This is a genomic window from Microbacterium sp. CPCC 204701 (assembly GCF_004010105.1).
Taxonomy (GTDB): Bacteria; Actinomycetota; Actinomycetes; order Actinomycetales; family Microbacteriaceae; genus Microbacterium.
On sequence record NZ_RRYE01000022.1, the window covers coordinates 1 to 20,370 of the forward strand.

At 68.8% G+C, this 20,370-nt stretch carries 22 protein-coding genes and 1 pseudogene; 19 read left to right on the forward strand and 4 right to left on the reverse strand.

Going from position 1 to position 20,370, the window contains the following annotated elements; translation table 11 throughout:
- A pseudogene (locus EIO58_RS03470) lies at positions 1–339 on the forward strand (L,D-transpeptidase); the annotation flags it as partial.
- A gap of 47 nt (positions 340–386) precedes the next feature.
- Positions 387–1,379 (forward strand): aldo/keto reductase, encoded by a 993-nt coding sequence (locus EIO58_RS03475; protein ID WP_127818300.1) that lies wholly within the window; start codon positions 387–389, stop codon positions 1,377–1,379.
- 58 nt (positions 1,380–1,437) lie between these two features.
- Here the strand turns inward: EIO58_RS03475 and EIO58_RS03480 are convergent, their stop codons facing one another.
- On the reverse strand, positions 1,438–1,647 hold the full coding sequence (locus tag EIO58_RS03480; protein WP_205789109.1) for a hypothetical protein: 210 nt from the start codon (positions 1,645–1,647) through the stop codon (positions 1,438–1,440).
- A 60-nt stretch (positions 1,648–1,707) separates the two neighbouring features.
- Positions 1,708–2,307: a GNAT family N-acetyltransferase gene (locus EIO58_RS03485; protein ID WP_240658548.1), complete on the reverse strand. Its 600-nt coding sequence runs from the start codon at positions 2,305–2,307 to the stop codon at positions 1,708–1,710.
- A gap of 49 nt (positions 2,308–2,356) precedes the next feature.
- Between EIO58_RS03485 and EIO58_RS03490 the strand changes: the two genes are divergently transcribed.
- From EIO58_RS03490 to EIO58_RS03550, 13 genes are all read left to right on the forward strand, one after another.
- Positions 2,357–3,157 (forward strand): glycosyltransferase, encoded by an 801-nt coding sequence (locus tag EIO58_RS03490; RefSeq protein WP_127818302.1) that lies wholly within the window; start codon positions 2,357–2,359, stop codon positions 3,155–3,157.
- A 38-nt stretch (positions 3,158–3,195) separates the two neighbouring features.
- Positions 3,196–3,627 (forward strand): SRPBCC family protein, encoded by a 432-nt coding sequence (locus EIO58_RS03495; protein WP_127818303.1) that lies wholly within the window; start codon positions 3,196–3,198, stop codon positions 3,625–3,627.
- Positions 3,628–3,678: 51 nt separating this feature from the next.
- A complete protein-coding gene (locus EIO58_RS03500) occupies positions 3,679–3,981 on the forward strand; it encodes a DUF1905 domain-containing protein (RefSeq protein ID WP_127818304.1) in 303 nt (100 codons plus the stop codon).
- Between the two features lie 226 nt (positions 3,982–4,207).
- Entirely contained in the window at positions 4,208–4,633 is a 426-nt protein-coding gene (locus EIO58_RS19470; RefSeq protein ID WP_127818305.1) for a type II secretion system protein, read from the forward strand.
- An 85-nt stretch (positions 4,634–4,718) separates the two neighbouring features.
- On the forward strand, positions 4,719–5,141 hold the full coding sequence (locus tag EIO58_RS03510) for a prepilin-type N-terminal cleavage/methylation domain-containing protein (protein WP_164861515.1): 423 nt from the start codon (positions 4,719–4,721) through the stop codon (positions 5,139–5,141).
- Positions 5,138–5,683: a hypothetical protein gene (locus EIO58_RS03515; protein ID WP_127818307.1), complete on the forward strand. Its 546-nt coding sequence runs from the start codon at positions 5,138–5,140 to the stop codon at positions 5,681–5,683. The genes EIO58_RS03510 and EIO58_RS03515 overlap by 4 nt, the downstream gene beginning before the upstream one ends.
- Complete coding sequence (locus tag EIO58_RS03520) at positions 5,674–7,317, forward strand: pilus assembly PilX N-terminal domain-containing protein (protein WP_127818308.1); 1,644 nt, start codon at positions 5,674–5,676, stop codon at positions 7,315–7,317. The genes EIO58_RS03515 and EIO58_RS03520 overlap by 10 nt, the downstream gene beginning before the upstream one ends.
- Complete coding sequence (locus EIO58_RS03525; RefSeq protein WP_240658549.1) at positions 7,314–8,159, forward strand: prepilin peptidase; 846 nt, start codon at positions 7,314–7,316, stop codon at positions 8,157–8,159. The genes EIO58_RS03520 and EIO58_RS03525 overlap by 4 nt, the downstream gene beginning before the upstream one ends.
- Before the next feature lie 29 nt (positions 8,160–8,188).
- Positions 8,189–9,247 carry a type IV pilus biogenesis protein PilM gene (gene pilM, locus EIO58_RS03530; RefSeq protein WP_164861516.1) on the forward strand — a complete coding sequence of 353 codons (1,059 nt, stop codon included), beginning with the start codon at positions 8,189–8,191 and terminating at the stop codon, positions 9,245–9,247.
- Positions 9,247–9,891: a PilN domain-containing protein gene (locus EIO58_RS03535; protein ID WP_127818311.1), complete on the forward strand. Its 645-nt coding sequence runs from the start codon at positions 9,247–9,249 to the stop codon at positions 9,889–9,891. The genes pilM and EIO58_RS03535 overlap by 1 nt, the downstream gene beginning before the upstream one ends.
- Positions 9,888–10,574 carry a hypothetical protein gene (locus EIO58_RS03540; RefSeq protein ID WP_127818312.1) on the forward strand — a complete coding sequence of 229 codons (687 nt, stop codon included), beginning with the start codon at positions 9,888–9,890 and terminating at the stop codon, positions 10,572–10,574. The genes EIO58_RS03535 and EIO58_RS03540 overlap by 4 nt, the downstream gene beginning before the upstream one ends.
- Position 10,575: 1 nt before the next feature.
- Entirely contained in the window at positions 10,576–11,721 is a 1,146-nt protein-coding gene (locus EIO58_RS03545) for a type IV pilus twitching motility protein PilT (RefSeq protein ID WP_127818313.1), read from the forward strand.
- Complete coding sequence (locus tag EIO58_RS03550; RefSeq protein WP_127818314.1) at positions 11,721–12,962, forward strand: type II secretion system F family protein; 1,242 nt, start codon at positions 11,721–11,723, stop codon at positions 12,960–12,962. The genes EIO58_RS03545 and EIO58_RS03550 overlap by 1 nt, the downstream gene beginning before the upstream one ends.
- Positions 12,963–12,971: 9 nt before the next feature.
- Here EIO58_RS03550 and EIO58_RS03555 read toward each other — a convergent pair whose 3' ends face one another.
- Positions 12,972–14,642: a GspE/PulE family protein gene (locus EIO58_RS03555; protein WP_127818315.1), complete on the reverse strand. Its 1,671-nt coding sequence runs from the start codon at positions 14,640–14,642 to the stop codon at positions 12,972–12,974.
- A 97-nt stretch (positions 14,643–14,739) separates the two neighbouring features.
- Here EIO58_RS03555 and EIO58_RS03560 point away from each other — a divergent pair, with 97 nt between their 5' ends.
- Positions 14,740–15,777: a YihY/virulence factor BrkB family protein gene (locus EIO58_RS03560; RefSeq protein ID WP_127818316.1), complete on the forward strand. Its 1,038-nt coding sequence runs from the start codon at positions 14,740–14,742 to the stop codon at positions 15,775–15,777.
- Entirely contained in the window at positions 15,774–16,520 is a 747-nt protein-coding gene (locus EIO58_RS03565) for an NAD(P)H-hydrate epimerase (protein ID WP_127818317.1), read from the forward strand. Before EIO58_RS03560 ends, EIO58_RS03565 begins: the two co-directional genes overlap by 4 nt.
- Before the next feature lie 328 nt (positions 16,521–16,848).
- Here the strand turns inward: EIO58_RS03565 and glgP are convergent, their stop codons facing one another.
- Positions 16,849–19,467, reverse strand: a complete 2,619-nt coding sequence (glgP, locus tag EIO58_RS03575; protein WP_127818318.1) for an alpha-glucan family phosphorylase — start codon at positions 19,465–19,467, stop codon at positions 16,849–16,851.
- A gap of 108 nt (positions 19,468–19,575) precedes the next feature.
- Here glgP and EIO58_RS03580 point away from each other — a divergent pair, with 108 nt between their 5' ends.
- Both EIO58_RS03580 and EIO58_RS03585 read left to right on the forward strand, forming a co-directional pair.
- Positions 19,576–19,803, forward strand: coding sequence for a response regulator (locus EIO58_RS03580; protein ID WP_127818319.1), 228 nt, complete (start codon positions 19,576–19,578; stop codon positions 19,801–19,803).
- On the forward strand, positions 19,793–20,370 hold a 578-nt coding region (locus tag EIO58_RS03585), incomplete at its 3' end, for a CYTH domain-containing protein (protein WP_127818320.1). The genes EIO58_RS03580 and EIO58_RS03585, both read left to right, overlap by 11 nt.

Sequence of the window (20,370 nt, forward strand, 5' to 3'; positions counted from 1 at the left end):
GGGCGGACCCGCGACCACCGCGACCCCATCGGCGACGCCCACCCCACCCACGACGTCGCTCCCGGCCCCGACAGCCAGACGCCGATGGGCCGCTCGTTCATCATGACGACGCGGGTCGTTCCCGAGTACTGGTACACCCGCGGGCACCCCATCGTCTATCTGTCGGTGCAGTCGCCGAACCTCGACGACTTCGGGGGAGCGGACGTCGCCGTCACGGCCTTCTACGAACACGACGACCGGTCGGGCGCGATCTCGAACGGATGCCGCCGCGTCGACCCCGCTGCGATCGGGCGCCTGGCCGAGCTCTTTGAGGGCACCCCCGTGATCGTGAACGCTTGACCGTGGGATGCTGGAATCCTCCCCACCACCTCTCCGGAAGGATTCTCATGCAGCAGCGCGCACTCGGCCACACCGGACGCTCGGTGTCGGCCATCGGCCTGGGCACCTGGCAGCTCGGCGCCGACTGGGGTGCCGTCAGCGAGGAGGACGCGACCGCGGTGCTCGCGGCATCCGCAGACCACGGTGTGACCCTGTTCGACACGGCCGATGTGTACGGCGACGGCCGCAGCGAATCGATCATCGGCCGGTTCCTCGCCGGGCGCCCCGGGCACGGGATCACCGTGGCGACCAAGATGGGGCGGCGGATGCCTCAAGAGTCCGAGAACTACTCGCCCGAGAACTTCCGGGCGTGGACCGACCGGTCACGCCGCAATCTCGGCGTCGAGACGCTCGACCTGGTGCAGCTGCACTGCCCGCCGACAGCCGTCATCGAAGACGACGCCACGTACCACGCCCTCGACGCGCTGGTGGCCGACGGCACGATCGCCGCGTACGGTGTGTCGGTCGAGACGTGCGCGCAGGCGCTCGCCGCGATCGCGCGCCCGAACGTGACGAACGTGCAGATCATCTTCAACCCGTTCCGGCTGAAGCCGCTCGACGAGGTGCTGCCGGCGGCCGCTGAGGCCGGTGTCGCGATCTTCGCGCGCGTGCCGCTCGCGTCGGGCCTGCTGTCGGGCAGGTACACAGCGTCGACGACTTTCGCCGAGAACGACCACCGCACCTACAACCGCCACGGCGAGGCCTTCGACCGCGGCGAGACCTTCTCGGGCGTCGACTACGAGGTCGGGCTCTCGGCTGCCGCGGAGCTCGCCGCAGCGCTTCCCGAGGGCGTGTCGCTGCCCGCGGCCTCTCTCGCGTGGATCGCGACGCAGTCGGGCGTCACCAGCGTGATCCCCGGCGCCCGCAATGTGCGTCAGGCGCAGGCGAATGCGGATGCCGCGGCTCTCGTGGACGGCGGCTTCGACCTCGACGCGTTCGACGCCGTCGTGCGCGACGTCTACGACCGCGACCTGCGTGAGGGGATCCACCCGCTCTGGTGACGGACGCATGCCTCGGCCCGGCGGTTGCGTGCCGGGCCGAGGCATCCGAGATCCGCCGCTACGGCGCGGGGTCGTCGACCTCGAACTGCGGCGTGCCGGTGTTGGTATTGTCGGCCCGGCCGCCGACGCCGTCCACCACGTGCTGGATCGTGCCGGCCGAGAGGCTGACCGTCATGATGTGCTGCAGCCGCACCCCGGGCGCCTCGGGCACCGAGAACCCGTCCGCGGTGATGATCGACGGGTTGTTCTGGTGAGGACCGTTGCTCACTGGAATGCAGCCAATCGTGGGTGTGGTCTCAAGAGTGAGAGTGAGTGCCGGCGACGCTCGTCATGTGTCGCCGTCCAGCTCGATGCGCATGACGAGCCGCCGCTTGGTGGGATGGGCGACCTCGCTGAACCCGGCAGCCACAAACGGACCGACCGGACCCACGTTCATCTCGTCCCAGGTGATCCGGCTCCCGCCGGTGAGCAGCGGGTAGCCTTCCACCGCCGCCGCACCGCGCTCGCGCGCGTAGTCCACGGCGGCGGCGACGAGCGGATACGTCAGCTGCCGGCCGCGATGCCCTCGCCGCACGACGAGGCACGCGATCGCCCACACCGAGTCGTCATCGGGGTCTTCGTCGCGGCCCTCCCACGGCACCGGAGATCCGCGCAGTCGGCCGTACACGCCGCGCCGGTCGACCGCGCACCACGCGACGGGCTCGTCGTGGTCGTAGGCGACGATGCCGATCGTCTCGGTCGCCCGAGGGTCGTCGCAGTGGGTTTCGGCGCGCAGGATCGCCGCGCGCTCGTTCTCGGGCAGGTGCCACCAGTCGCGGTCGCCGAGGCGCTGCCGCTGGCATTGGCACCGTTTCGCCGCGCCCGTGAGGATCGCCTGCAGGTCGTCCCACGACGCCTCGTTCGCCGGCACGATGCGCAACCCGTCCACGACGGCAGGGTATCCCTGGCGTGCGACATCGCGGGAGTAGGGTTCTGCTGTGCCCCTCGTCCCACGCATCGCGGTCGTGATCCCGTGCCGCGACGACGCCGGGTATCTGGACGCGTGCCTCGTGGCCCTCGCGGCCCAGTCTCATCCCGCCGACCGCGTGATCGTGGTCGACAACGCGAGCACGGATGCGTCGGCCGACGTCGCGCGCCGCCACGGCGCCGACCTGGTCGCCGAGTCCGCCGTCGGCATCTGGCCCGCGGCCGCGCGCGGCTACGACGAGGCTACGGCGGATGCCGACATCATCGCGCGGCTCGACGCCGACTCGCGGCCGCACCCGGACTGGATCGCGCGGCTCGTGCGCGCCTTCGTGGCCGATCCGTCGCTCGGCGTCCTGACCGGTGGTGCGGAGTTCTACGGCGGCACCCCGTTGCAGAACTATCTCGGCGAGCGGTGGTACATCGGCGGCGGGCATTACTGGATCAAGAAGTGGCTCGGCATCCCGCTGGTCTTCGGGTCGAACTTCGCGATGCGCACGTCGGTGTGGGAGCGGGTGCGGGATCAGGTCGACCGCGGCAATGCGCGGATCCACGACGACCTCGACCTGACGATACGTCTCCGGGCGACGGACGGCGTGCGCTACGACCCGCAATTGCGCATGCCCGTCTCGGCGCGGCCGGTGCAGACGTTGTCAGGCCTGTCACGTCGCATCGCGAAGGTGGCGACCACCTTCGCCGTGAGCTGGCCTGAGGGCGCCGCATGGCGGCGGCGCGAAGGAGCGACGACGGATGCCTCCGCCGGCGCCGAGTGGATCCCCGAGGGCGACGACTGGACGCCCGAGTACGGGCGATAGCCCTGTCGGCGTCCGAGCCGGCCGCTACGGTGACGTGCATGCATGAGCTCACCGAAGAGGCGCTGGTCGCGGCATCCGTCGATTCCGTCTGGCTCGACCTCACCACGGCCGAACGCCTCGCGGAATGGATCTGGCCGCCGAGGTTCGAGACGACCGCCGTGGTCGAGCTGCGCGAGCTGGGCCAGTGGGAGGCGCGGTCGGAGGCAGCCGGTCTCGCCGTCGAGGCGACCGTGCTCAGGTTCGACAGGCCGCACTTCCTGCGGCTGGCGTGGCGTTGGGCCGGCGAGGACCACTCCACCGACGTCGAGATCGCGGTCGAGGCGGCAGCGGATTCTTCGACCCGCGTCATCGTGCGGCACTCCGGGTTCGTGTCGGCGGAGGAGCGGGAGAACCACATCGAGGGCTGGTCGAACTGTCTGCAACGGCTCGTCGACCGGTACGGGGCCGCACCGGGGGAGCGGCTGCGGTGAGGCGCACGCGCGGCGCGATCGGTGTCGCGACCCAGCGATAGGGTCGTCGCCGTGATCATCGAGTTCGAATCCGACGTGTTCCGGTGGGAGGCGCGCGATGACTCGTCGTCGTGGTACTTCACTGCGGTGCCGTCTGAGCTGAGCGAAGACATCCGCGAGATCCCGCGACCATACCGCGGCTTCGGGTCGGTGCGTGTGCGGGCCCGCGTCGGTGGAACCGAGTGGGCGACGTCGATCTTCCCCGACTCGAAGAGCGGGTCGTATGTACTGCCGCTGAAGAAAGCGGTGCGCGACGCCGAGCGGCTCGTCGACGGCGGAGTGGTGGTCGTTCGTCTCGAGGTGCTCGACGTCTGAGGCGGGTGCTGTGCACATTGCTCAGCAGGTTGAGGTTTCGCTGATCGCGTCCTGTGGTGATCTTGATTTGACTATCAATGAGAACTCTCTCATGATTGTGCCCGGGACGGTACCAGGGCGAGAGCTCGGAGCCCCCCAAGCCTGATGCGACTGGGCGACTGGGCGAAAACGCGGTCCGGATCAGGGATGTCTGAATCACATGTCATCCTTAGGAAAGCGAGTCGCAATGCGCTCTTTCATCAGCAATTACATCCAAGCCGAGAAGGCTCGTCGTGAGGAGTCCGGCGAGGCCGGCTTCTCGCTCATCGAACTCATCGTGGTCGTCGTGATCCTCGGCATCCTCGCCGCCGTCGCGATTCCGGTCTTCATGGGCCTGCAGGCGAAGGCGGAGGAGGAGTCGCTGAAAGCGATCGCTGCCAACGCGGCGACGGCTGGCGCATCGCAGGTGGCGCGAAACCTCGATGCCACTGCGTTCGAAGCGGCGATCACCGCCGAAGAAGGCAACTTGTCGAGGGATGGCGTGACGGTGACCATCTCCGGCACCACTATCGAGACGATCTGTGGACTCGCGGCCCGCGTCGGCGGTCAGTCGTTCGCGTCCGGACCAGGTGCGAGCGCCGACGGCACCAGCTGCTCTACCGCAACCCCGTAAGGGTTCCAACGACGCACTCGGCCAGGTCCGGACCCGGGGGGCTCCGGACCTGGCCGAACCACGATCTGCCGGGGAGGTGATCGCCGTGGCGCACGACGAAGAAGGCTTCAGCCTCGTCGAGGTCATCATCGCGATGTTTCTCCTCGGAGTACTCGCGCTCGCGGTGTTGCCCCTGACCATCGCCGCGGCGCGCACGAGCGTCGTCAACCGTGACCTCGTCGCCGCGACCGCCTTCGCGAACGCGCAGCTGGCTCCGATAAAGGCCGACTTCGGTGTAGGCCGCAGCGGACCGGCGCGATGCTCCGAGCTGGCCGCGCGCGCCGTTCCGGCCGAGGGTGCGATCAGCGATCCCGCGGGCGCCGGCATGCGCGCCACGGTCGCGATCGGCCCCTGCCCAACGGATACGGCGCTCTACCCGGCAACGGCAGCGGTAACGGTCGAGGTGCGGAATTCCGCGGGCAACTCGCTCGTGGTCATTCCTACGCTCGTCCTGGTGTCGGAGCCATGACTCTCCGAATCACACACGGCGACGACGCGGGGATCACGCTTGTCGAGCTGATCGTCTACATCTTCGCCTCGGGGCTGTTCCTCGGCCTGCTCGCGCTGCTGTTCATCAACGGTCTCACCATCCAGGAGCAGACGACCGTGCGTGACCGGGCGACAGGGAGCATCAACGTCGTGAGCGCGTCCCTGCAGTCCTCTATCCGAAACGCGACCGACATCGCCGTCGCCAGCAGCGGCTGGCGAATCGACGCGGTCGTCATGACGCCCTCCGGCGCCTTCGAGTGCCGTGCGTGGGTGCTCGACTCGGGTGGCGCGCTGCGATACAGCGCCGGCCTCGATGCCCGCGATGCCAATCCGAGCGCGTGGCGAGCACTCGTCGAGGGTGCGGCAGGATCCCTCCCCGGCGGCGCGGCGTTCGCTGCCGACGGCGCCAGGGGGATCGAGGTCGGCATCTCAGTCTCCGTGGGAGACGCGACGGTCCGGATGACGAACGGTGTGACGGCACAAGCCGTCGTCGCGGCAGGGGGAGCACCGGCATGCTGGTGAATCTCGGAAGCCAACTGCGACAGCGACGGGATGAGCGCGGTTCGGCTCTCATCTCGGTGCTCGTCATCATGCTCGTGCTGAGTCTTGGTGCGCTCACGCTCGCTGCCATCGTCACCAACTCGACGGGCGTGGTCGTAGAGGGCCGCAGCACGGCGCAGTCGCGCGCAGCCGCGGATGCGGGAATCGCCGAACTACTCGCAGCCGCGGAGAGAGGCGGCGTGTGCGATCAGATACTGTCCGATGTGGAACTCGGAGCGGGTTCCTCCTACACAGCGACCAGCACATGTGATGAAACCACCGGGCTTGTGGTGTTCGACTCGAACGGCACGTCCGGCCACGGCGACACGACAAGGGTGAGAGCGGTGTACGAGCTCAACATCACCCCGGCTGGGACGCCCCCGACGTCTGGTGGGCCCGGCCTTTTCTACACCTACGGCATGAACACCCGCTTGAATTCCTACGTGTACGACGACGCCAACAGTGAGGTGGGGATCGATGAATTCACGGGCTCTGCCGGGGTCTACGCCTCGACCGGAAAAATCGAATGCGGTTCGGACTCGGTGTTTCCGGGAGACATCTACACCAAGACCGGCGATCTGCAACTCGACGACGGCTGCCTGGTCGAAGGAAACGCGTACATCGGCGGCAGAGCGTTCGTCAACGGCGGCACGATCGAGGGCAGCTTGATAGCTCCCAAGAACGACAACCACACCATCTCGGGCACAGTCGGCGTGTCAGACGGTAGTGATGGGAATGTGCTTCTCGGTGGCACCTTCACGCTCAATGGCGGCACAGTGCATGGCAGCGTGAGCGCTGCCGGCACCGGCAACAACACGCTGGGCAGCGGAACCATCTTCGGCAATTTCACATATCGGGGCAGCTATAGCACCTGGGGAACACCCGCCAACGTCATCGTCAAGGGCGCCCGGGTCAAGAACACCGAGTTGACGGCCCCGACGCTCCCGCAGATCCCGCCGTGGCAGGACGTGACGTTCACGCCGCTGAATGCGACGACCGCACCGCAGTCCTGGTCGGACGAGGGCTACCAGCTCACTACCGTGACGGGTACAGCCTGCAGCAAATGGTCGGGCAACTCGGCCGATGTCACATCCGTCGCAGGTTCCCTCAGCACCAGGATGATCTTCGACATCCGCGCATGCGCAGGGAACTTCGACACCAATGCCGGTGGCGCGAACAAAGAAGTCAAGGTCAACCAGGACATCGCGATCATCACGAATCGGTGGTTTCTTTCGGGAACCAGGTTCAAGAGTGCCGACGGCCAGCCGCACACGATCTTCTTGATCACCCCGGATAGCCAGCCGACTGTCGCTGGTCCTCAGTGCAACTCGCCGGCGCAGGACTCACAGCAGTTGAACGACTCCACAGTCGCACCTGAGATCGCGGTCTATGTGTACACACCGTGCTTGATGAAGTTCAACAGCGGTACGGCGACGTTCAAGGGGCAGGTCTATTCGGGGCGACTGGAATTCGGCGGTGGCGTGAAGGTGGCTTTCGCGCCGCGCAATATCCCGGGCTACGACTTCGGAAAGGACGTCGAACCATGGCCCGGGACGGGCGGAGGAGGAACTTCCTCGGGGATCGGCGGGCTTCTTTGGCTACGGGATGTGCCGTGACCGATCCATCCCTGCTCACGTTCGTCGTGATCTTTGCCGGACTCTTCGGCCTGGTGATCGGATCGTTCCTGAACGTCGTGGTGTACCGCGTGCCGGCCGGGATCCCACTCACGCGCGAGAGCCGGTGCCCCCAATGCGGGTCACCGGTCAAGCCGTGGCAGAACGTTCCGGTGGTGTCGTGGCTTATGCTGCGAAGCAGGTGTGCGACGTGCAGCAGCCGCATCTCGGCTCGGTATCCGCTCGTCGAGCTGGCTACGGGGCTCGCCTTCGTTGTAGTCGTCTGGTTGTTCGCCGGCACCGTGGAACTTTCGCCGGCGCAGGGATCAGGTGAATGGTGGCCGCGCGCCGCCGTCACCGTCGCTTATCTCTACTTGGCTGCGATCAGCATCGCGCTCACACTCATCGATCTCGACACTCACCGCCTCCCGAACGCCATCGTGCTCCCGAGCTACCTCGTCGTCGGCGCGCTGTTCGTGCTCGCGTGCCTTCTCGGAGCCGACTGGGCGGCGCTGCTCCGGGCGACGATCGGCGGCACGATCCTCTATGCCTTCTACTTCCTGCTGCGGCTGATCCGCCCCGGGGGCATGGGCGGCGGCGACGTGAAGCTTGCCGGCGTCGTGGGGATCTGTCTCGCATGGCTGGGCTGGGCGCAGTTCATCGTCGGCGCGTTCGCGGCCTTCCTCCTTGGCGGCGTCTTCGGCATCGCCTTACTGCTCGCTCGCCGTGCCGGGCGGCGCACCGCGATTCCGTTCGGGCCGTGGATGCTCGCCGGCGCCTGGGTCGGCATCCTCGCAGGCGACACGATCGCCCGCCTGTACTTCGGACTCTTCTTCGTCGCGTGACCCGCGGCGACTCATCGAAAGGACACGCCGTGGCGCAGACGATCGTCGGGCTCGAGATCACGGAAGAGGGGGTCAGAGCGGCGGAGGTGAGCACCGGGCGCACGCCCGTGCTGATCACCAGCGGCTCAGTTCCGCTTCCTCCGGGAGCGGCAAAGGACTCCGAGATCTTCGACGCGGATGCCGTGGCACTCGCCCTGCGTCAGCTCTGGACCCGTGCGGGATTCCGAGGGCGCCGCGTCGTGCTGGGTCTCGGCAGCCGGCGGATCCTCGTGCGCGAGCACACCGCCCCCGCGATGCGCCCCGATCTGCTCCGTCAAGCTTTGCCGTACCAGGTGCAGGACCTGCTTCCCGTTCCACTGGAGCAGGCGGTGCTCGACTTCTACCCGGCGTCACACGAAGGTGACCAGGTGGCGGGGCTGCTCGTCGCCGCCGTCGCCGAGACCGTCGAGCAGCTGATCGCGGCGGTCGCCAAGGCCAAGCTCACGGTGGACGTGGTCGACCTCGCCCCCTTCGGGCTGGCTCGCGCCGTTGCGCGTGTCAGTTCACCGCAGGAGGCGGTGGCCGCCTTCCATCTCGGAGATCACACGAGCTACGTGGCCGTCATGGAGGGAGGGATCCCGCGCTTCGTCCGGTTCATACCGGTCGACATCGTCACGGGGGCCGTGCGCGCTCGCGAGCTCGCCGCGCTTGCCGCGACGGCGGATGAGGCCGCTGTCCCGGCGGAGGATCTGCTCGAGACAGTGCCGGTCGCCCCCGACGGACCGCCCGCGCGTCGCCTGCGAGCCGCCGCTCGGACACCGCGTCAAGTTGGGATGTCGGAATCGGCGGTCGTCGATCTGGTGGGGAGGCTGCGCGGCACGCTCGCCTTCTACGCCGACCGCTCGGGCGGACAGCCCATCCGGAGGGTGATGCTCACGGGGGCAGGGGCCGCGGCGCCGGGCGTCGCGCAGGCCCTCGCCGACAGCATCCCTGTTCCGGTCGAGCACCTCGGTGTGGCGCAGCTCGTGGCGGGCAAGAGGCTGCCCGATGGCGAAGATGCGCTCAATCTGGTTGCGACCGTCGGTCTGGCGATGGGGGAGGGCCGCTGATGGCGACCGCGAATCCCGCGATTCAGGCGTGGGGCGCCGCGCCGAGAGTCAACCTCATGCCGCGCGCCGAGAGCGAGCGCCGTCAGCGGACGCGGCTGGCCAAACGTTGGATCGGCGCGCTCGTGGGGGCGTTGCTCGCCGTGGTGGTGGCATCCGGTCTCGCGTTCGGCCTGCAGGTCGTGGCCGCCCAGCGCCTCGCGGTAGAGCAGGCGCGCACGACCTCCCTCCTCGGTCAGCTCGCGGAGCTCGGAGAGGTGCAACGCGCACTCGACCTCGAATCTGACCTGCGAGACTTCCGCGCAGGCGCGATGGCGACGGACTTCCGGTGGAGCCCGCTGATCGCGACGGTGCAGCAGCAGCTTCCTGCAGGGGTCACCCTCACCGGTTTCAGCCTCGCTCCCGGGCCGGTTCCGCAGGGTGACGACCCATCCGCCGAGGTCGGCGTCTCGGGTACGGTCACGCTCAGCAGCGCGACTCCTACCGAGATCGTGCCGCTTGTCCGAGCATTGCGGCCGATGCCGGCCGTGCTCGAGGCAGACGGATGGGAGGCAACGGCCGAGGACGGAGCGTACGCGTACGAGATCCGCATCGCCCTCGACCAGTCGTTGTACACGGGCGCCTATGCCGAGGAGGACGCGGAGTGAACCTCCCGAAGCAGCTCATCAATCTGCTCGGCGTGGTCGTCGTCATCGCGGTTCTCGTAGCGGGGATCGCTCTGATCGCCCTGCCGATGTACGGGTCGTCGCAGACGACGGATGCCTCTGCTCGCGCCGTCGCGCAGACCAACGAGATCTACGACGTCCAGGTGCAGACGCTGTCGGCCGAGCGCGACCGGATGGATGAGGTCACGGCCGGATTGGCCGACCTCCGCCGCCAGATCGCCGCGATCCCGCAACTCGATGACGTCTTCGAGATCGTCATCGCATCGGCCGCCGAGGTCGGGGGGACGATCACGTCCGTCTCGGCAGGAGATCCCGAGGCATGGTCGGCGCGGGGAACCGCGGACGACGGCGCTGCGGCAGGTGCTCCCGCCGCCGAGCCGGCAGCGCCTGGAAGCGAGCCGACTGCGACCGCGCCCGCTGCCGATGCGGGAACGGATGTCGCCACCGGCTCCACCTCAGCCCCGGATGACACCGCGCCGGCGGGTGAGAGCCCGTGGCAGCAGGTGCCCCTCACGATCGTCGTCGAAGTCGGCGACGCGTCGCAGGCGTCGGCCTTCGTCGATGCCCTCGGACGCGGGCCCCGGTTGATCGCGCCCATCGACGGCACACTCGCCGACGGCACCCTGACAGTCACTGCGCTGGCCTTCATCCACACGGAGGAATGACATGATCTACGACTCGAACGCGCTGCCTGCGATGCTCGCCGCTGCGGGTAGGGCGGGAGCCTCCGACGTCCATCTGACAGCGAACCACCCTCCGCTGATGCGGGTGAAGGGCGACCTGGCGACGATCCCCGGATTCAGCGACCCCACCGGGACCAACTGGCTCGATGGCACCGTCGGAGGCCTCATGACCAACGAGCAGATCGCGGAATTCCGTGAGTCGGGCGAAGTCGATCTGTCGTACACGGTGCCGGGCGTCGCCCGATTCCGCGTGAACGTGTTCCGGCAGCTCGGAGATGTCGCAGTCGCGCTACGGTTCATTCCCGACAAGGCGTTCTCTCTCGAGAAGCTCGGGGTGCCGGCCGTCGCGCGGGATCTCGTGCTCAAGCCGCGCGGACTCGTGCTCGTCACCGGCCCCACCGGGTCAGGAAAGTCGACCACCCTTACCGCGATGCTCGACATCGTCAACCGGACGCTGCCCGCGCACATCGTGACCGTCGAGGACCCCGTGGAGTTCCAGCACACCAGCCGCATGTCGCTCATCCACCAGCGCGAGATCGGCAGTGATACGAAGTCGTTCGCCGAGGCGCTACGCCGGGTACTGCGCCAAGACCCCGACGTCATCCTCATCGGCGAACTGCGAGACCCAGAGTCGATCTCGACGGCGCTGTCGGCTGCCGAGACCGGCCACCTCGTGCTCTCGACGCTGCATACGCAGAGTGCCGCAAAGTCCATCAACCGCATCGTCGATGCGTTCCCTCCGGATCAGCAGACGCAGGTGCGTACTCAGTTGGGCGACACTCTGCAGGGCATCATCAGCCAGACCCTGTTGCCGATGGCGCACAGCGACGGACGAGTCATCGCGACGGAGGTTCTGATCAACACCCCGGCGATCGCCAACCTCATCCGCGAGGGGCAGGTCAGCCAGATCTACTCGATGATGCAGGCGGGTGGAAGCCTCGGCATGCACACACTCGACCAGGATCTGCGCCGGCTCGTCGAGAACGGGAGCCTCTCGATGTCGCTGGCGAAGTCGTACGCTACGGATCCGGCGTCGTTCGACGAGGTGCGCGTACGCCCGCGAGACCTCGACGCCGACGCCTGGGCGTTTCACATGCCGGAAGCGGCGTCGTCGGAGTGGGGTCGCTGATGTCGCTCGTTCAAGAGTTCACCTATCGCGCCGTCGACGGCACGGGCGGGGCGATCGTGAAGGGCACGCTCGAGGCCCCGAGCGAGAGCGCCGTCACCGCGAAGCTGCGCGCGCAGGGCATGACCCCGCTGCAGGTGGTCCCGGCATCCAAGACCGGCCTCAACCGCGACATCGCGATCCCGGGGTTCGAGAAGCGGGTGAAGGTGAGCACCCTCGCCGTGTTCTCCAAGCAGATGGCCGGCCTGATCAATGCCGGTCTCCCGCTCATGCGCACACTCAGCATCCTCATCGAGCAGGCAGAGGACAAGAAGCTCCAGAGCGCGCTCGTCGGCGTACACGCAGGCGTCGAATCGGGGTCGTCGTTCTCGCAGGCGCTCGCGGCATATCCCGAGGTCTTCCCGCCGCTGATGATCAGCATGGTGCGCGTCGGCGAGATGGGTGGGTTCCTCGGGCAGTCGCTCTCGACCGTCGCTGAGACCTACGAGGGCGAAGCAGCGCTCCAGGGCAAGATCAAGTCGGCGACGACGTACCCGATCATCGTGTTCGTCATCGCGATTCTCGGTGTGATCGCCATGGTGACCTTCGTAGTGCCGATCTTCGAGGGGATGTTCGCCAACCTCGGATCCGAACTGCCGCTGCCCACCCAGATACTGGTCACCCTCTCGAACAACATGATCTGGCTCCTCCCGCTCTTGATCGTCGCCGGAATGGCGGCGTGGCTCTGGTGGGTGCGCAACCGAAGGTCCGAGAGGGTGCGGCGGATCCTTGATCCCTGGAAGCTCAAGCTCCCGGTCATGGGTCCTCTCTCCACCAAGATCGCGGTCGCACGGTTCACGCGCAGCCTGTCGATGATGCTCAACGCCGGCGTGCCTTTGGTGCAGGCGCTGTCGATCGTCGGGTCGGCGTCGAATAACTGGAAAATCGAGCAGGCGGTGCGCGAGATCCAGGAGTCGGTGAAGCAGGGGCGCTCGTTCTCGGCGCCGCTGGCCAAAGCGGCGGTGTTTCCGCCAATGGTGGCGCAGATGACGGCGGTGGGTGAGGAGTCCGGGACGCTGGCCGACATGCTGGCGAGCATCGCCGATTTCTACGAGAACGAGGTGGAGACCGCGACGTCTCAACTGACGGCGTCCATCGAGCCGATCCTGATCGTCGGGATCGGCATCATCATCGGTGGAATGGTCGTCTCGCTCTACATGCCGATCTTCTCGATCTACGGCGAGTTGGGGCAGTCCGGGCAGTGACGCCGACGGTCAGATCGCGACGCGCATGATCTCGTCCACCGTGGTGATCCCCTGGGCGACCTTGCTGAAGCCGTCATCGCGAAGCGCGACCATGCCCTCTTCGAGGGCGAGCTGACGCATCTCGGTGCCCGTCGCGCGGCTCACCGTGAGCTGCTCGAGCCCCTCGGTGAGGGTCATGACCTCGTGCAGCGCTACACGCCCACGGTACCCCGTGCCCGAGCAGGCCGAGCATCCGACGGCGCGGTACAGCTGCGGCAGGTCGGCGGGATCGTGCGGGAAGCCAACCGAGCGCAGCGCATCCACGTCCTCGACATGAGGTGCGCGGCAGTTCATGCACAGGCGCCGCGCGAGACGCTGGGCGACCACCGCTGACAGCGCGGTGCCGACGAGGAACGGCTCGCAGCCGATTTCGACGAGGCGCGTCAGCGCGCTTGGCGCGTCGTTCGTGTGCAGCGTGGAGAGCACGAGATGACCGGTGAGCGCCGCCTCGATCGAGATGCGCGCGGTCTCTGTGTCGCGGATCTCGCCGACGAGCACGATGTCGGGGTCCGAACGCAGGATCGATCGCAGGGCCGCCTGGAACGTCAGGCCCGCCCGCTGGTTCACCTGTACCTGGCTGATGCCCTCGATGCGGTATTCGACGGGATCCTCGACGGTGATGACGTTGACCTGAGGGCTCGCCACCGTTCGCAGAGCCGTGTAGAGCGTCGTCGACTTGCCTGAACCCGTCGGTCCGGTCACCAGCACCATGCCGTGCGGTCGGGTGATGGCTTGCTGGAAGCGCTTCTCGTTTATCGCTGAGAACTGCAGCTGCGACATCTCGAGCGCGGTGCCGGAGTTGTCGAGGATCCTCATGACGATTTTCTCGCCCCACACGGTGGGAAGCGTCGCCACGCGCAGGTCGACCTGGCGGTCTTCGTGGCGGACCGACAGGCGGCCATCCTGCGGTCGGCGCCGCTCGGCAATGTCGACGTTCGCCATGATCTTCAGGCGGGAGATCACGCCATCCTGGATGGCCCGGTCGGCACGCTGCATCTCGTGCAGCACGCCGTCGATGCGGTACCGGACGGCCAGGTGCCGTTCGCCGGGCTCGATGTGGATGTCGCTCGCGCGGTCGCTGATCGCCTGTGTGATGAGCAGGTTCACGAACCGTACGATCGGTGCGTCATCGACCTGGTCCTGCAGCGTCTCGGTGCTCGCCGGCCCGGCATCGGTCGCGGCGCTCTCACCGATCTGCTCCGACAGGTCGCTCAGCTCCTCGTCCGAGCGCAGCAACCGGCTGAAGACGGTCGCCAGCGCATCGGCGGCCACGACGACGGGGACGATATTGAGGTCGGTCGCCGTCGCCACATCGTCGATCGCGATCAGATCGCCCGGGTCGAGCATGCCGACGATGAGCTGCCGCCGGCCCCGGCTGATCGGAATCAGCTGATACCGGCGGCACATCGCGGCGGGCACCAGCGCGACGACCTCCGGATCGAGGCTCGCGCTGCTGAGGTCGATGTATGGGCGCCGGGATCGCTCGGCGACCGCCTCGGCGATCTGGGCCTCGGTCGCGAGTTGTGTCGTCACGAGCTCATGACGAAGTGCCGGACCCTCACCGGTGCGTGCGACGATCGCAGACATGTCGTCGGCGTCGACGACTCCGTTCTGCACGAGCGTCTCGGCGAGTCCTTTCACAGGCCACCCCCCTCTCGCTCATCATAGGATCTGCCCCATCCGCGCGCTGGCGTCAATCCCCGATTCGCGCCGCCGGCGCCCCGATAACCTGATCGCCATGACGTCGACCACGCCGGAGCGAGAACCCGTAGAGGTTCGTCCAGGGCTTCTCGCGCGGATGACTGCGTGGGCGCTTTCTATCCGTGTCGTGCGGGTGTGGCTGCACTACTCCGAGCGGCGCGGTCTGATGCTGTCCGACAGCATCACGTATCGCGCCCTCTTCTCGCTGTTCGCGGGAGTGCTCCTGGGCTTTTCGTTCGCAGCGATCTGGCTGAGCGACAACCCCGACGCGTGGGCGTCGCTGGTGGGGGCAGTGGATGCCGCGATTCCCGGCCTCGTCGGCGAAGGCGGTCTCATCGACGTCTCCGACATCGAGGCCCCGGATGGCTTCACCATCACGGGCGTGATCGCTCTCGTCGCCCTTGTGGGCTCTGCGATCGGAGCGATCGGATCCCTGCGTGCCGCGCTGCGCACACTCGCCGATGACGTGCACGACGACGGCTTCTTCGTCTGGGTGCTGCTGCGCAACCTGCTGCTGGCCGTCGCGATCGGCGGTGGGCTGGTTCTGTCGGCGGGCGCGACGTTCATCGGCACCGCGTTCGTCGGCGCCGCACTCGACTGGGTGGGGATCGGCAGGAGCGGCCTCGCTGACCTGGCGGTCAGGGGAGTGTCGCTCATCGTCGTCTTCGCCCTCGATATGGCCCTCGTGGCGCTCGCGTTCGCCACGCTCAGCGGTGTACGTGCCAGCCCCCGCTCACTGTGGGCGGGAGCCTTCCTCGGTGCGGTGGGACTGACGGTGCTCCAGCAGCTCTCGAGTCTGTTCGTCCGGGGCGCCGGCGCGAATCCGCTCCTCGCGTCCTTCGCCGCCCTCATCGCGCTGCTGCTGTGGATCAACCTGTCGGCTCAAGTGATCCTGCTCGCGTCGACATGGGTCATCGTGGCGGAGCGCGAGCGTATCGATCGCGTACGCGAGCGCCACGGCTCGCCGACTTTCGCGCTGCGGCGCGTGCGACGAGCCGAGGACGCGATCACGGCCGCCACCGAGGAGTTGCGCCGTGCGCGCGACGTGGCCGACGCCGAGAGGGCGAAGTCGTGATTCGCGTGCCGGCGTTCACCGCCGAGCAGGTGCGCATCGCCGAGTCCCCACTGCTTGCGGCCGGCCAGCCGCTCATGGCACGCGCCGCGTCCGCGCTCGCCGAGGTCGTGCGCGAAGTCTTCGAGGACGATCACGAGGCTGTCGTGCCGGCGACCGAGCCGCCGCGTGCCCTGCGAATGTCTCACGCGAAGCACCTCCTGGTGCTTGCCGGCAGCGGCGACAACGGCGGTGATGCGCTGTACGCGGCGGCACTTCTCGCCGAGGACTTCGACGTCGACGTGCTGACCGTCGGCGTGCGCGTCCACGAGGTGGGGCTGGCCGCCGCGCTCGGCGCGGGCGCACGGCGCGTCGAGATGCCTGCCGTGCGCGAGGCGTCCGGCGACTACGGCCTGATCCTCGACGGCATCCTGGGCCTCGGGGCCGTCGACCCTGCGCTGCGCGGCAGCGCCCGCGAGGCCGTCGAGGCTCTGCTGCCGGCTGTGCGCACCGGGCGTTCGCAGGTGATCGCGGTGGATCTTCCCAGCGGCCTCCAACCCGACACCGGCGAGGCGGGGGATGCCGTCCTCCCGGCTTCCGTCACCGTCACGTTCGGCGCGGTCAAGGCCGGACTCGTCCGCCGGCGTGGGCCCGAGCTCGCCGGAGAGCTCGTCCTGGCCGACATCGGCCTCGCAGGGGAGCTGGAGGGATTCCGGCCGGTGGCCGAGGCATCCGTCTCGCGCATCGTCACTCCACCCGCGGGCTGAGCCCGCCCCGCGCAGCGCGCCCAGCGGGCGTAGCGCTCGACGAACGTCTTCAGCATGCGGCCGGGGTGCGAGACGGGCGCGCGCCGCACGCCGGTGAGCGTGACCTCGAGCTCGTGCGCGGCGAAGTAGCGGTGATCGGCGTACGCGTGGATGCGCGTCGTGATGCCGTCGCCGCCCCGATCCTCCGCTGGACCGGCGACATGCGCCCGGGCGCGCCGGCGCCGGGCGTGTCCGCACGGAATCGGAGCTTCCGCGCGACACGCCGAGTGGCGGCATCCGTTGCCTGGGTGTCGGCGAAAGGTCTCCGATTCTGTGCAGGCAGGTCCGCTCAGGACGCGTAGGTGACCAGGCCGAGCTCCACCGGCGAGACGAGCTGCGGATGCGATGGCACGACCCGCACGGTGTAGCCGAAGGTGCCCGTCACCGTCAGCGGCAGCGAGCCGGTGAACGTCGTGATGCCGTCCACCGCAGGCCCCTCGGAGGAGAGCCGGTGCACCGAGTGGTCGCGCGCGAGTGCGTCGTCCTCGTCGGTGCGGCCGTACGCGAGCTCCACGGCGACGTCGTCGCTCGAGAGTCCGTCGAGCCGCACGTCGGCGCGCACCTCGAGCGTCTCGCCCGCCTGCGCCTGCTGCGGGATGCCGGAGCTGTCGACGCTCGCGATCGACACCCGGCCCCAGGCATCCTTCACACGCAGCACGAAGGCGGCGAGCTCCTTCGCCTGCGCGAAACCGTCGGCGCGCAGAGCAACGTCGCGCTCCGCGGCAGGCACATAGAGGCGCTCGACGTACTCCCGCACCATGCGGTCGCTCGACGCCTTCCTGCCGAGCTCGGTCATGGTGTGGCGCACCATGCGCAGCCACCCGGTCGGGATGCCGCCCTCGCGCTCGTAGAAACGCGGCACGAGCTGGTGCTCGATGAGGTCGTACAGCGCCGCCGCCTCCGCGTCGTCGCGCTCCTCGTCGTTCGAGGCGGTGTCGGCGGTGGGGATCGCCCAGCCGTTCTCGCCGTCGAACCACTCGTCCCACCAGCCGTCGAGGATCGACAGGTTCAGGGCGCCGTTCAGGGCCGCCTTCATACCGCTCGTGCCGCACGCCTCGAGCGGCCGCAGCGGGTTGTTGAGCCACACGTCGCAGCCCGGGTACAGATCTTTGGCGAGCGCGATGTCGTAGTCGGGCAGGAACACGATCCGACCGCGCACCCGCGGGTCGCGGCTGAAGCGCACCAGCTGCTGGATGAGGATCTTGCCCGAGTCGTCGGCCGGGTGCGACTTGCCGCCGATCACGATCTGCACCGGACGCTCCGGGTCGGTGAGCAGGCGCGTCAGACGCTCGGGGTCACGCAGCATGAGCGTCAGGCGCTTGTACGTCGGCACGCGCCGCGCGAACCCGATCGTGAGCACGTCCGGGTCGAGGAGGTCCTCGACCCACGACGGCGTGACGCCCGACCCGTTGGCGACGGTCCCCACGTTCCCTCCACGCGGCGCTGGCGCGTCGCGCGGAGCCTCTGGGCGCGTGAACCCAGCCGCGACCCGCCGTCGTGCCTCCGCCACGAGCTCGCCCTTCATCTGCTGGCGTACGCCCCACAGCTCGGCATCGCTGATGGCATCGTGGTCGGTCCAGTCGTGGGTGTCGGTGTGCGCGTCGCCCCACGTCCGCTCGCTCAGGGCCTTCAGCGACGGGTGCACCCAGGTCGGGGCATGCACGCCGTTGGTGATCGAGGTGATCGGCACCTCGTCCGGGTCGACGCCGGGCCACAGCATCCCGAACATGCCGCGACTGACCTCGCCGTGCAGCAGCGAGACGCCGTTCGCGTGCTGGCCGAGGCGAAGGCCCAGCACCGCCATGTTGAAGACGCCCTGGTCGCCGCCCTCCCAGGTCTCGAGGCCCAGTGCGATGGCGCGGCCGGCGTCGAGGCCTCGGAAGAGCCCGCTCGCGAGGTGATCGGCGATCAGGTCGCGCGAGAACCGGTCGATGCCCGCCGGCACCGGGGTGTGCGTCGTGAAGACGGTGCCGGCGCGCACCTGCGCGAGGGCCTCGTCGAAGCTCAGACCGTCGCCCGTGATGAGCTCCGACATCCGCTCCAGCCCCTGGAACCCGGCGTGCCCCTCGTTCGTGTGGTACACGTCCGGCGCGGGACGCCCGGTGCTCTCGCTGAACGCGCGCACCGCGCGCACGCCGCCGACGCCGAGCAGCAGCTCCTGCAGCAGCCGGTGCTCGCCGCCCCCGCCGTACAGCCGGTCGGTGACGCGGCGCATGTCGTCGGAGTTCGACGGCGTCTCGGAGTCGAGCAGCAGCAGAGGGACGCGGCCGATGTCGGCGACCCACACGCGCGCGTGCAGCCGGCGGTCGCCGGGAAGATCCAGGGCGACCTCGACCGGCGCGCCCCCTGCATCGCGCAGCAGCGTCAGGCCGAGTCCGTACGGGTCGAGCAGCGGATAGCTCTCGCGCTGCCAGCCGTCGTCGCCGATCGCCTGGCGGAAGTAGCCGGCGCGGTAGAAGAGGCCGACACCCGTCAGCGGCACTCCGAGGTCGGACGCGCTCTTGAGGTGGTCGCCCGCCAGGATGCCGAGGCCGCCGGAGTACTGGGGGAGCGAGCCGTCGACCCCGAACTCGGGGGAGAAGTACGCGATATGCACCGGCTTCGGGCTCTCGTGGTGCTGATACCACCGCTCGCCCTCGAGGTAGGCGGTGAGGAGCTCGTCCTCCGCGCGCACGCGCGCCACGAAGTCGGCGTCGTGTGCCAGTTCGTCCAGCCGCTGCTGGCCGAGCGCGCCGAGCATACGGGAAGGGTTCTCGCCGACGGCGTCCCACAGCGCCGGATCCATCGACGCGAAGAGGGCGTGGGTGGAGCGGCTCCACGACCACCGCCAGTTCGAGGCGAGGCGGCCGAGCGGAGCGAGGGATTCGGCGAGCACGGGGCGGACGGTGAACGTTCGGATGGCCTTCACGATCGCGATTCTAGGCGCACACGCTGGAAGCGCTTGCACGCGGCTGCTCCACGGCGCGGGGGCACGCAAGCCCGCTGTGGTGGGGGCGCCCGGGTCTACGCTGGGCACATGGCCATCGCACGACTGCACGGCGGTCCGCTGGACGGACAGATCGTCCCGCTCGACCCGACCACGAACGACTCGTACATCGTCCCCTACGGCGAGGGGCAGCTCGTCTATCGCCGCGACGGCGGCGAGAGCAACACCGGTGAGAGCGACGGCCCCACCGAGGTCCGCTTCGAGTACGTCGAGGCCACCGAAGACATCGACCCGAACCCGGACGGGCGTGACGGCTGAGCCCGGCGCCGCGGTGCCCTCACGGTCGGTCGAGGTCGAGCTGAAGTTCGACGTCGACGAGGGCACGGCCGTGCCCGACTGGTCGGCGGTCCCCGGCGTCGCCAGGGTGACCGCCGGCGAGCACCGCGAACTCGATGCCGCGTACTTCGACGACGACCGGCGCTCGCTCGCGCGAGCAGGGTTCGCGCTGCGGCGCCGCACCGGCGGGCCCGACGCCGGGTGGCACATCAAGGGGCCGCGCGGTGCCGACGGAGGCCGTTCCGAGCTGCAGTGGCCCCTCGGCGAGGCGGATGTCGTCCCCGAGCCGGTGCGTGCCGAGTTGGCGGCGGTGACGGATGCCCCGTTCCTGCCGCTCGCGCGCATCCGGAACGCGCGCACCGTGTACTTCCTCCTCGACGCGTCGGAGCGCGTGATCGCGGAGTTCGCCGACGATCGGGTGCGCACGCGCGACGAGCGCTCCGGCGCCGAGCGCGCATGGCACGAGTGGGAGGTCGAGCTCGGCCCCGCCGCCCCGGCAGACCCCGACGCGCGCGCGGCGTTCTTCGCCGCGGTCGCAGAGGCCGCGCT

Coding starts and splice junctions, on each gene's coding strand:
- EIO58_RS03495 (WP_127818303.1), top strand. CDS start 3,196: ATGCATGAGCTCACCGAAGAGGCGCTGGTCGCGGCATCCGTCGATTCC.
- EIO58_RS03550 (WP_127818314.1), top strand. CDS start 11,721: ATGTCGCTCGTTCAAGAGTTCACCTATCGCGCCGTCGACGGCACGGGC.
- EIO58_RS19470 (WP_127818305.1), top strand. CDS start 4,208: ATGCGCTCTTTCATCAGCAATTACATCCAAGCCGAGAAGGCTCGTCGT.
- EIO58_RS03545 (WP_127818313.1), top strand. CDS start 10,576: ATGATCTACGACTCGAACGCGCTGCCTGCGATGCTCGCCGCTGCGGGT.
- EIO58_RS03475 (WP_127818300.1), top strand. CDS start 387: ATGCAGCAGCGCGCACTCGGCCACACCGGACGCTCGGTGTCGGCCATC.
- EIO58_RS03580 (WP_127818319.1), top strand. CDS start 19,576: ATGGCCATCGCACGACTGCACGGCGGTCCGCTGGACGGACAGATCGTC.
- EIO58_RS03535 (WP_127818311.1), top strand. CDS start 9,247: ATGGCGACCGCGAATCCCGCGATTCAGGCGTGGGGCGCCGCGCCGAGA.
- EIO58_RS03560 (WP_127818316.1), top strand. CDS start 14,740: ATGACGTCGACCACGCCGGAGCGAGAACCCGTAGAGGTTCGTCCAGGG.
- EIO58_RS03520 (WP_127818308.1), top strand. CDS start 5,674: ATGCTGGTGAATCTCGGAAGCCAACTGCGACAGCGACGGGATGAGCGC.
- EIO58_RS03515 (WP_127818307.1), top strand. CDS start 5,138: ATGACTCTCCGAATCACACACGGCGACGACGCGGGGATCACGCTTGTC.